At 70.7% G+C, this 8,497-nt stretch carries 12 protein-coding genes; all 12 read left to right on the top strand.

The genetic code is table 11. From position 1 onward, the window contains the following. The first annotated feature begins 62 nt into the window (after positions 1 to 62). The 12 genes from E1264_RS36085 (at position 63) to E1264_RS36130 (ending at position 8,379) form a co-directional block, all read left to right on the top strand. Positions 63 to 218 (top strand): DUF397 domain-containing protein, encoded by a 156-nt coding sequence (locus tag E1264_RS36085; RefSeq protein ID WP_165964556.1) that lies wholly within the window; start codon positions 63 to 65, stop codon positions 216 to 218. Continuing rightward, the gene (locus E1264_RS36090; RefSeq protein WP_207936706.1) at positions 215 to 850 is read left to right on the top strand and encodes an XF1762 family protein; all 636 of its coding nucleotides are present in this window, start codon (positions 215 to 217) and stop codon (positions 848 to 850) included. The genes E1264_RS36085 and E1264_RS36090 overlap by 4 nt, the downstream gene beginning before the upstream one ends. A gap of 142 nt (positions 851 to 992) precedes the next feature. Beyond that, positions 993 to 1,142 (top strand): hypothetical protein, encoded by a 150-nt coding sequence (locus tag E1264_RS44040; RefSeq protein WP_165964557.1) that lies wholly within the window; start codon positions 993 to 995, stop codon positions 1,140 to 1,142. Between the two features lie 107 nt (positions 1,143 to 1,249). Next, entirely contained in the window at positions 1,250 to 2,098 is an 849-nt protein-coding gene (locus tag E1264_RS36095) for a phosphoadenosine phosphosulfate reductase (RefSeq protein ID WP_132180935.1), read from the top strand. 118 nt (positions 2,099 to 2,216) lie between these two features. Next, on the top strand, positions 2,217 to 2,642 hold the full coding sequence (locus E1264_RS36100; protein ID WP_132180937.1) for a hypothetical protein: 426 nt from the start codon (positions 2,217 to 2,219) through the stop codon (positions 2,640 to 2,642). Positions 2,643 to 3,050: 408 nt separating this feature from the next. After that, on the top strand, positions 3,051 to 3,743 hold the full coding sequence (locus E1264_RS45670; protein ID WP_243711384.1) for a hypothetical protein: 693 nt from the start codon (positions 3,051 to 3,053) through the stop codon (positions 3,741 to 3,743). A 23-nt stretch (positions 3,744 to 3,766) separates the two neighbouring features. Beyond that, the gene (locus E1264_RS45675; RefSeq protein WP_243711385.1) at positions 3,767 to 3,937 is read left to right on the top strand and encodes a hypothetical protein; all 171 of its coding nucleotides are present in this window, start codon (positions 3,767 to 3,769) and stop codon (positions 3,935 to 3,937) included. After that, the gene (locus tag E1264_RS36110) at positions 3,934 to 4,212 is read left to right on the top strand and encodes a hypothetical protein (RefSeq protein ID WP_132180941.1); all 279 of its coding nucleotides are present in this window, start codon (positions 3,934 to 3,936) and stop codon (positions 4,210 to 4,212) included. Before E1264_RS45675 ends, E1264_RS36110 begins: the two co-directional genes overlap by 4 nt. After that, the gene (locus tag E1264_RS36115) at positions 4,209 to 5,150 is read left to right on the top strand and encodes a bifunctional DNA primase/polymerase (RefSeq protein ID WP_132180943.1); all 942 of its coding nucleotides are present in this window, start codon (positions 4,209 to 4,211) and stop codon (positions 5,148 to 5,150) included. Before E1264_RS36110 ends, E1264_RS36115 begins: the two co-directional genes overlap by 4 nt. Beyond that, positions 5,147 to 6,712 (top strand): hypothetical protein, encoded by a 1,566-nt coding sequence (locus tag E1264_RS36120; RefSeq protein WP_132180945.1) that lies wholly within the window; start codon positions 5,147 to 5,149, stop codon positions 6,710 to 6,712. Before E1264_RS36115 ends, E1264_RS36120 begins: the two co-directional genes overlap by 4 nt. Positions 6,713 to 6,776: 64 nt before the next feature. Further along, a complete protein-coding gene (locus E1264_RS36125; RefSeq protein WP_132180947.1) occupies positions 6,777 to 7,004 on the top strand; it encodes an excisionase family DNA-binding protein in 228 nt (75 codons plus the stop codon). 88 nt (positions 7,005 to 7,092) lie between these two features. After that, on the top strand, positions 7,093 to 8,379 hold the full coding sequence (locus tag E1264_RS36130) for a site-specific integrase (RefSeq protein ID WP_132180949.1): 1,287 nt from the start codon (positions 7,093 to 7,095) through the stop codon (positions 8,377 to 8,379). Positions 8,380 to 8,497: the final 118 nt, after the last annotated feature.

Here is an 8,497-nt window from a genome sequence, read left to right on the forward strand (position 1 = left end):
CTCCCGGCCCGGGACACCCCGGCCCTACCCGACGCATGCCCAAAACCCCAACGGGAGAACCCATGCCGCACCGGCGCAACGACCCCATCACACCACCGGCCGACCCCGCCCCGGCCCGCTGGCGAGTCTCCTCCTACTGCGGCGCCTCCAACACCTGCGTCGCGCTCGCCCCCGCGCCGCGCGCCAACCGCGACCGGCGGGACGGTGACGCCGCATGACCCGGTTGCGTATCGTCCCCATGCCCAGCTTCGATGACGCGTGCGGCATCGTCGCGCAGTTGCACCGGCACCACGAACCACCCACCGGCCACAGGATCAGCCTGGGTGTCTTGGCTGATCGCCGCGTCGTCGCTGTTGCGATCGCCGGACGCCCGGTCAACCGGGTATTGGACGACGCGCTGACGATGGAGGTCACCCGGCTGGCCAGCGACGGCACCCGCAACGCGTGCTCGATGCTGTACGGCGCGGTGTGGCGCGTGGCCAGGGCCGCCGGGTACTGGCGCCTGATCACCTACACCCAGGCTGATGAGTTCGGCGCCAGTCCCCGCGCCGCCGGTCTGCGCAAGGTCGCCGAGCTGCCGCCCCGGCCGGGCTGGAACACCCCGGCGCGTCCGCGAGCCATTACCGGCACCGAAAACGTGCCGCGGGTCTTGTGGGAAGCCACCACCGCCGACGCGCCGCCCCTACCTGATCTGCGCGACGTAATTCGCGACGAAATGCGCCTGCGGATCCGGCCGCCGCGGTGCCTGCGCTGCCGTGCCGTCTTCGCCCAGCCGGCCCGCGGGCGCCGCCGCGTCTACTGCTCCAAGCGATGCCGCCAGGCCCACCACCGGACCCGGAGCGTCGCATGACCCGCCCGACCCGCGAGCCGTCGCCCCGAGCTGGGCACGACGCGTCGTGCCCAGCTGGAGCCGACGCGTCGCACCTGCAGCCGCAACGCATCGTGCCCGACGGCGAACCCGACACCTACCGACCCGCCGGGAGTGATGCCGCATGACCGCGCCCGTGCTGTCCCTGGGGTCGCTGTGCACCGGGTACGGCGGCCTGGCCGCCCGCTCCGAACTCGCCAAAGAACGCCACCGCAAACGCGACCGCAAAGCCACCGGCCGCGCCACCCACCCCCGACACACCGACAACCGCTAACGCCCTGCCGGTTAGGGGGCAGCAAGCGGCCCTCGGCGCACACGCCACCAAGCACGCCACCGAGGGCCCGCCCCCAACCGATCACCCCCATGAGAGGAGACAGACCCATGCCCGTGGGTTCTGCCACCGCACCACCTGCCGACGTCCCAAGGAGTACCGGTCTCCGCACGTTCAGCTACGGCGGAGGCTGGCAGTCCACCGCCGCCCTCGTGCTGGCCGCCCGCGAAGAGATCGACTTCCGCACCTTCCTGTTCGCCAACGTCGGCGCCGATTCCGAACACCCCGCCACCCTGCGCTACGTCACCGAACACGCGGCCCCGTTCGCCGCCGCGCACGGCATCGACCTGCACGAGTTGCACCGCATCAAGCGCGACGGCAGCACCGAAACCCTCTACGGCCGACTCACGCGCGAAGGATCCCGCTCCATCCCCATCCCCGTCCGCATGTCCAACGGCGCCCCAGGCACCCGCTCATGCACCGCCGACTTCAAAATCAAGGTCATCGGCCGGTGGCTCAAAGCCCACGGCGCCAACGCCACCAACCCGGCCACAGTCGGCATCGGGATCAGCGTGGACGAGATCCACCGCGCCAACACCCGCCGCTGCGAGCCCTACGAACGCATCGTCTACCCACTGCTCGACCTCGGCATCCGCCGCGCCGACTGCCCGCGCATCATCCGATCTGCTGGCCTGCCCGTCCCGCCCAAGTCGTCCTGCTGGTTCTGCCCCTTCCACCGCCTCACCGCATGGCAAGACATGCGCCGCGACGACCCCGAGCTGTTCACCCGCGCATGCCACCTGGAGGACACCCTCAACACCCGCCGCCGCGACCTGGCCAAAGACCCGGTGTGGCTGACCCGCTACAACGCCCCGCTAGCCGACGTAGTCCCCACCGACGACCCGTTGCCGTTCGATGACGGCGACGGCACCTGTGACAGCGGATGGTGCTTCACCTAGCTCAGCTCAGGAGGGCACAAAACGGCCCTCGGCGCACAAGCCACCAAGCACGCCGCCGAGGGCCCGCCCCCAACCGCTCACGGACCCTAACCAGGCCCACGAAGGAGGCCCCACCATCATGACACTCCCTGCCCCCGAACCGGTCGAGTTCCCGCCCGCCGAGCAATGGCCTACCACCACGCCGCCCGACTGCCCCACCTGCCAGCGGCCCACCGAGGTGGTGTTCATCGGCCCGGCCACCCTCGCCGACCTCACCGAGGTCAACGCGTGGCGCTGCCGCGCCTGCCGCCACGACTGGTACATCCCCGTCACCCACTGGCCCGTCACCAACGGCCCCGACTGCCCCTACTGCCACAACCCGGGCACCTGCTGGGCCGCGCACGCCCCCGACGTCCCCGGCGACCTGTGGGACTGCGAGCACGGACACGAATTCGTCCTCACCCCCGCCGGGATCGTCATCACCCCCGGCAACGAGGACCTGTCGGAGTGGGCGCCGGTGTGGCCGCGTTCCCGGCGCGACCGGCGGGACGGTGACGCCGGATGACCGCGACCGCACCTCTGTCCCTGGGGTCGCTGTGCACCGGGTATGGCGGCCTGGACTTGGCCGCCGCCGAGGTGTTCGACGTCCGCCCAGTCTGGGTCGCCGACCCCGACCCCGGCGCCGCCGCGATCCTGGCCCACCACTGGCCGGACGTCCCCAATTTCGGCGACATCACCGCCGTCGACTGGACGACCGTCCCGCCGATCGACGTGGTGTGCGGCGGCTACCCGTGTCAGCCGTTCAGTCTCGCCGGACACAGGAAGGGAACCGCCGATGACCGGCACCTCTGGCCGCACATCGCGACCGCGCTTCGCGTACTACGACCCCGCTACGCGATCTTTGAGAACGTCGCAAGCCACCTTCGAATTGGGTTTGCCGACGTCCTCACCGACCTTGCCGACCTCGGGTTCGATGCGGAGTGGATCACTCTTCGAGCGTCCGACGTCGGCGCCGCGCACCAGCGCAACCGCCTGTTCGTCCTCGCCCGCGCTGCCGACGCCCAGGGCGCGCGACTCCAAGGGCCGCAGCTACGAGGACGGACTACCGGCGGTGGTGGAACTGCTGCCCACGCCGACCGTGTCGGAGACCAACGGGACCGGGCCGCCGGACTCCTCGCGCAACGACACCCTACGGGCACAGGTGGCACTGCTGCCCACCCCGCGAGCGTCGGAGAACGAGAACCGGCAGACCAAGCGCACACCGTCACAAGAGGCGGGCACGCACGGCCTGAACCTGGCCGCCGAGGTGTGCAGCCTGCTGCCCACCCCGCGCGCGACCGACGGGACGAAGGGCGGCCCGAACCAACGGGGCAGCTCGGGCGACCTGATGCTGCCCTCGGCCGTGATGCTGCTGCCCACGCCGCGCGTAGCCGCCGAACGGACGAGCCGCAGAACGGTGATCCGGAGCTCGTCCTCGCCGAGCCTGGCCCAAGTGGTGGAGATCGCCCAAGGCGAGACACCCCGCGAACTGGCCGGGATGACGAACCCGCCGACGGCGTGGCGTGGGGACCGTACGCCCCCGCCATCCACCGATGGGCCCGGATCCTCGGACGGCCAGCTCCTCCTCCCCGGCTTCCCACCGGACGCAACGGCGCCGACCAGCTGAACCCCACGTTCGTCGAGTGGCTCATGGGCCTCCCCGACGGCCACGTCACCGACGTCCCCGGCCTCACCCGCAACCAGATGCTCAAAGCCCTCGGCAACGGCGTCGTCCCCGCCCAGGGCGCCGCCGCCCTGGCCGCACTGCTGGCCCGCCTCACCGCCGACCGCCCACTGTCCGAAGGGAGCGATGCCGCATGACCGGCATGATCGGCCGCCGCTACCTCGACGCGGGCGACCGCCTGTCGGGCCGCAAGAACCCGCCGGAGGTCGTGACCGTCCTGACCCGCTGGGGGGCGGGTGGTGGCCCCCGCAACGTGCTGGTGCGCCGGGCGGACGGGTCCCGCGAGGTGATCCCGTTCCCGCGCCGCCTGCGTCGCCACCGGCTGGCGCGCCCGACTCCTGGCCGGGCTGGCGGCCACCAAACCGACCTGTTCGCCCTGCCGATACCGCCGAAGGAGGAGACCGCAGCATGACCGACCACGCCCGCCCGCCCGCACCCGCAGCGCCCCGGCCCGATGCCGCCACGTTGGCGCGGTACGCGCTGACGTGCGCCGCCCGCGGCTGGCACGTCTTCCCCGTCGCCATCGGGGACAAGGAACCGCCCCGCGGCACACGGTGGAAGCAGACCGCCACCACCGACCCCGACGCAATCCGGGAGATGTGGGCGCGGCGCCCGTACAACATCGGGATCGCGTGCGGCCCGTCCCGGCTGCTGGTGATCGACCTGGACCTTCCCAAGCCCGGCGAGCACCCGCCGCCCGAGTGGGCGGTGCCCGGCGTCAACGACGGCGCCGACGTGTTCGCCATGGTCTGCGAACAGGCCGGGCAGCCGATGCCGCTGGAGACCTTCCACGTCCGCACCCGGCGCGGCGGATCCCACCTGTACTTCACCGCCCCGGGCGGTATCCGGCTGACCAACACCTCCGGCGACAAGGGTGAAGGGCTGGGCTGGAAGGTCGACACCCGCGGCGACGGCGGATACGTCGTCGGCCCCGGATCCTTCGTCGACCTGCCGGACGGCACCGGCACCTATACCCCGATCCACACGCCGGCCCCGGCGCCGCTGCCGGGCTGGCTGGCCGAACGGCTCCGTCCCGCGCCGCTGCCGCCGCAACGCCCGGTCACCGTGAAGCTGGCCACCGGCAACCGCGGCGCCTACCTGGGCAAGGCCGTCAACGCCAGCCTGGAGGCCATCGCCGCCGCGCCCGAGGGGCGCCGCAACGCCACCCTGTACGGCGCCGCCGTCGCGCTCGGCCAGCTGGTGGCGGGCGGCGCCCTCGATCCCGACGACACCGAGCAACTGCTGACCGCTGCCGCCGTGCGCACCGGGCTCGCCGAATGGCCCGCCCGCCGGACCGTCCGGTCCGGGTTCCGCGCCGGCACCCAACGCCCCAGGAGCGTGCCCGCATGACCCACAAACCGCGTCTCCAGGTCGGATCCGACCCCGAGACCATCCGCGTCCTCAAAGCCGCCCTGGCCGCCAGCAAACTGCCCGACACCTACGTCTCGGGCGGGTCCCTGGTCCACATGGAGACCGTGTCGGGCGGGCACAGCTCCCCGGCCGCCGACGAAGACTCGCCGCTTCCAGTCACCGCGAGCGCGATCACGCCCGCCAACCTCGCCGAACTGCTGGCCCACCACGCCTACGTCTTCCGCCAGCGGGCGCGCAAAGACGACACCGGAAAGCTGGAGTTCTACGAGGAGGAGGTCACCCCTCCCCGCGGAATCCTGTCCGCCGTCCTGTCCGGCAAGACCTGGCCCAACCTCGCGCCGCTGCACGGCGTTATCGGCGCGCCCGTCCTGCGCCGAGACGGCACCCTGCTCCAAAAGCCCGGCTACGACGCCGCCACCGGCCTGTACCTGGCCTCCAAGGTCGCGCTGCCGCCCGTACCTGACGAACCGACCACCCGGCAGGTCAACGAGGCCCGCGACTTCATGCTCAACCGGTTCCTGCGCGACTTCCCGTGGTCCAGCGCGGCCGACCGGGCGAACTACCTGGCGCTGCTGGTCACTCCGATCCTGCGGCACTTCACCCGGTCCCTGACCCCGTTCGCGCTGATCGACGCGACCATGCCCGCCTCCGGAAAATCCATCCTGACCGGCGGCCCCGGCATGCTCTATGGCCAGCGAATCATCCCCTGGGCCTACACCGAAGAGGAACTGCGCAAGTCCATCACCGCCGTGTTCGCCGAACAGGTCGGCGTGGTGGTGTGGGACAACCTCGCCGAAGGAACCGTCATCGACTCGGCCACCCTCGCGCTACTGGTCACCGCCGGCGTGTGGTCCGACCGCCAGCTGGGCGCGTCCCGCAACATCGCCACCGTCAACGACCGACTGTGGATGGCCACCGGCAACAACCTCCAAGTCGGTGGGGACATGGCCTCCCGCACCGTCCGGGTGCATCTGGACCCCAACATGCCCCGCCCCGAGCAACGCGACCAATCCACGTTCGGGATCCCGCACCTGGACCAGTGGATCACCGACCCCCGCAACCAGCTCACCGTGCTGTGGCACCTGCTGGTGCTGGTGCTGGACTGGACCCGCAACGGCGCGACCCGCGCCGACACCGTCTCCATGCGGCAGTTCACCCCCTGGGCCCAAGCCCTCGGCGGATTCCTCGCCCACCACGGCATCGAGGGGTTTCTCGCCAACGCCGCCCAAGTGCGTGACATCGACGAGGACGAAACCCGCTGGCACGCCTTCCTGGCCTGCTGGCACCAACTCCACGCCGACCAGCCCATGACCGCCGCCGAACTCCGCCGCTCCGCCGAACCCGACCGCATCGGCCTGGACGAACACGACCAGTGGGACGGCCAGTTCATCACCACTCCCACCGGCCGTCTGCCCAACGCCCTGGGCCTCGGCCGCCTGCTCACCGGCCAAGTCGGACGCTGGCGCGGCGACTACGTCATCCGGACCAGCAAGAACAGCCGAGGAGACCGCAACGTCTTCTGGGTCGAACACCATGCCTGAGTCCACCGGTGAAAAGACCGCTGAAACATCTCCGCAACAGCAGCAGAACTCCACAGGAGGAGTCTTGGTCGAACGCGACACCCGCGCGTCCCTCGCAGACGACGACGCCACGTTGGTTCTCCTCACCGTCGAAGAGGCCGCCCGCCGACTCCGCATTGGCCGGACCACGTGCTTCGCGCTCATCCGCACCGGAGAGCTGGAGTCCATCGACGTTGGCCGTCTCCGCCGCGTCCCCGCTGACGCACTACCTGAGTACGTCGCCCGCCGCCGCGCGGCCAAGCGAGTCGCTTGACGATGCCGCCTGCGGCGGCGGCACTCCCGAAGAGGAGGGCCGCCGCCACTGTTCCTTTCCGACATCCCAAAGAAGCAGGAGCGTGCCTGTGGCAGAGAGCAAGAAGAAGCGCACCCGCCGCGCCAACGGCGAATCCGCGATCTACTTCGGGAAGGACGGTCGTTGGCACGCACGGGTGCCGATGGGTCACAAGGACAACGGGGAGCCGTACCGCCGACACGTGACGCGCCCGACGCGTGAGGAGCTGGTTGAGGAAGTCCGGCGGCTTGAGAGGGAGCGCGACGCGGGTTCGGCGCGTCAGCCCGGCAAGCCGTGGACGGTTGAGAAGTGGCTTTGGCACTGGGTTGAGAACATCGCCAAGCCGACTGTCAGCGAGAACACGTACGACGGCTACGAGGTCGCCGTTCGCGTGCACTTGGTTCCCGGTGTCGGCAAGCACCGCCTGGACCGCTTGCAGCCCGAGCACCTGGAGAGCCTGTACCGCCGCATGCAGGCGAACGGGGAGCGCAAGGCCGGCACGGCTCACCAGGCCCACCGCACCGCCCGAACCGCCCTGGGGGAGGCGGTACGGCGCGGCTACGCGGCGAAGAACGCCGCCGCGTTGGCGAAGCCGCCACGGATGGAAGAGGACGAATCCGAGGTCGAGCCCTACTCCGTGGAAGAGGTTCAGTGCCTGCTGCTCGCAGCCAACAAGCGCCGGAACAGCGCCCGCTGGATGCTGGCGCTGGCGCTCGGGCTGCGGCAGGGCGAGACGCTCGGACTGCGCTGGCCTGACGTCGACCTGGACAACGAGTACCTCAAGCTGCGTCGAAACCGTCTCCGCCCCAGGTACAAGCACGGCTGCCAGGAAGCCGCGCCGTGCGGCCGGAAAGCCGGGTACTGCCCCGACAGGGTCCAGGTCCGACGCGAGACCAAGAACACCAAGTCGCGAGCGGGCCGCCGTGCCGTGCCCCTGCCAGGCCCGCTGGTCTCGATGCTGCGTGCACACCGTGAGGCGCAAGCGCGGGAGCGCAAGGCGGCCGGCGACCTGTGGGTGGAGTCGGACTATGTGTTCACCAAGCGGCTGGGCGGCCCACTCAGCCCGAACACCGATTACCACGACTGGAAGCGGCTGCTGGAAGACGCTGGCGTTCGGAGTGCTCGGCTGCACGACGCCCGGCACACCGCCGCTACCGTGCTCATGCTGCTCGGCGTCCCAGACCGCGTCATCGATCAGATCATGGGGTGGGAGCCGGGCACCTCGGCGAGCATGCGCGCCCGGTACCTCCATGTGCCGGATGCCATGCTCAAGGACGTGGCCCGGAAGATCGCAGATGCCATCTGGGGCCCCCAGGAAACGGTCCCTGTGGACAAAGACCAGGACAACGAGGGCTAAGGACAACAGCGAAGGGGCCCGCCGAGGATCGTCGGGCCCCTTCGTTTTGCCTGGTCATACCGTGGCGGAGGATGCGAGATTCGAACTCGCGAGCGCTTGCACGCAACACGCTTTCCAA

Source organism: Actinomadura sp. KC216, assembly GCF_004348535.1.
GTDB lineage: Bacteria > Actinomycetota > Actinomycetes > Streptosporangiales > Streptosporangiaceae > Spirillospora.

What these genes read in the sequence shown, in the direction of transcription:
- E1264_RS36085 (WP_165964556.1), top strand. Translation starts at nt 63, where the DNA reads ATGCCGCACCGGCGCAACGACCCCATCACACCACCGGCCGACCCCGCC.
- E1264_RS36090 (WP_207936706.1), top strand. Translation starts at nt 215, where the DNA reads ATGACCCGGTTGCGTATCGTCCCCATGCCCAGCTTCGATGACGCGTGC.
- E1264_RS44040 (WP_165964557.1), top strand. Translation starts at nt 993, where the DNA reads ATGACCGCGCCCGTGCTGTCCCTGGGGTCGCTGTGCACCGGGTACGGC.
- E1264_RS36095 (WP_132180935.1), top strand. Translation starts at nt 1,250, where the DNA reads ATGCCCGTGGGTTCTGCCACCGCACCACCTGCCGACGTCCCAAGGAGT.
- E1264_RS36100 (WP_132180937.1), top strand. Translation starts at nt 2,217, where the DNA reads ATGACACTCCCTGCCCCCGAACCGGTCGAGTTCCCGCCCGCCGAGCAA.
- E1264_RS45670 (WP_243711384.1), top strand. Translation starts at nt 3,051, where the DNA reads ATGCGGAGTGGATCACTCTTCGAGCGTCCGACGTCGGCGCCGCGCACC.
- E1264_RS45675 (WP_243711385.1), top strand. Translation starts at nt 3,767, where the DNA reads ATGGGCCTCCCCGACGGCCACGTCACCGACGTCCCCGGCCTCACCCGC.
- E1264_RS36110 (WP_132180941.1), top strand. Translation starts at nt 3,934, where the DNA reads ATGACCGGCATGATCGGCCGCCGCTACCTCGACGCGGGCGACCGCCTG.
- E1264_RS36115 (WP_132180943.1), top strand. Translation starts at nt 4,209, where the DNA reads ATGACCGACCACGCCCGCCCGCCCGCACCCGCAGCGCCCCGGCCCGAT.
- E1264_RS36120 (WP_132180945.1), top strand. Translation starts at nt 5,147, where the DNA reads ATGACCCACAAACCGCGTCTCCAGGTCGGATCCGACCCCGAGACCATC.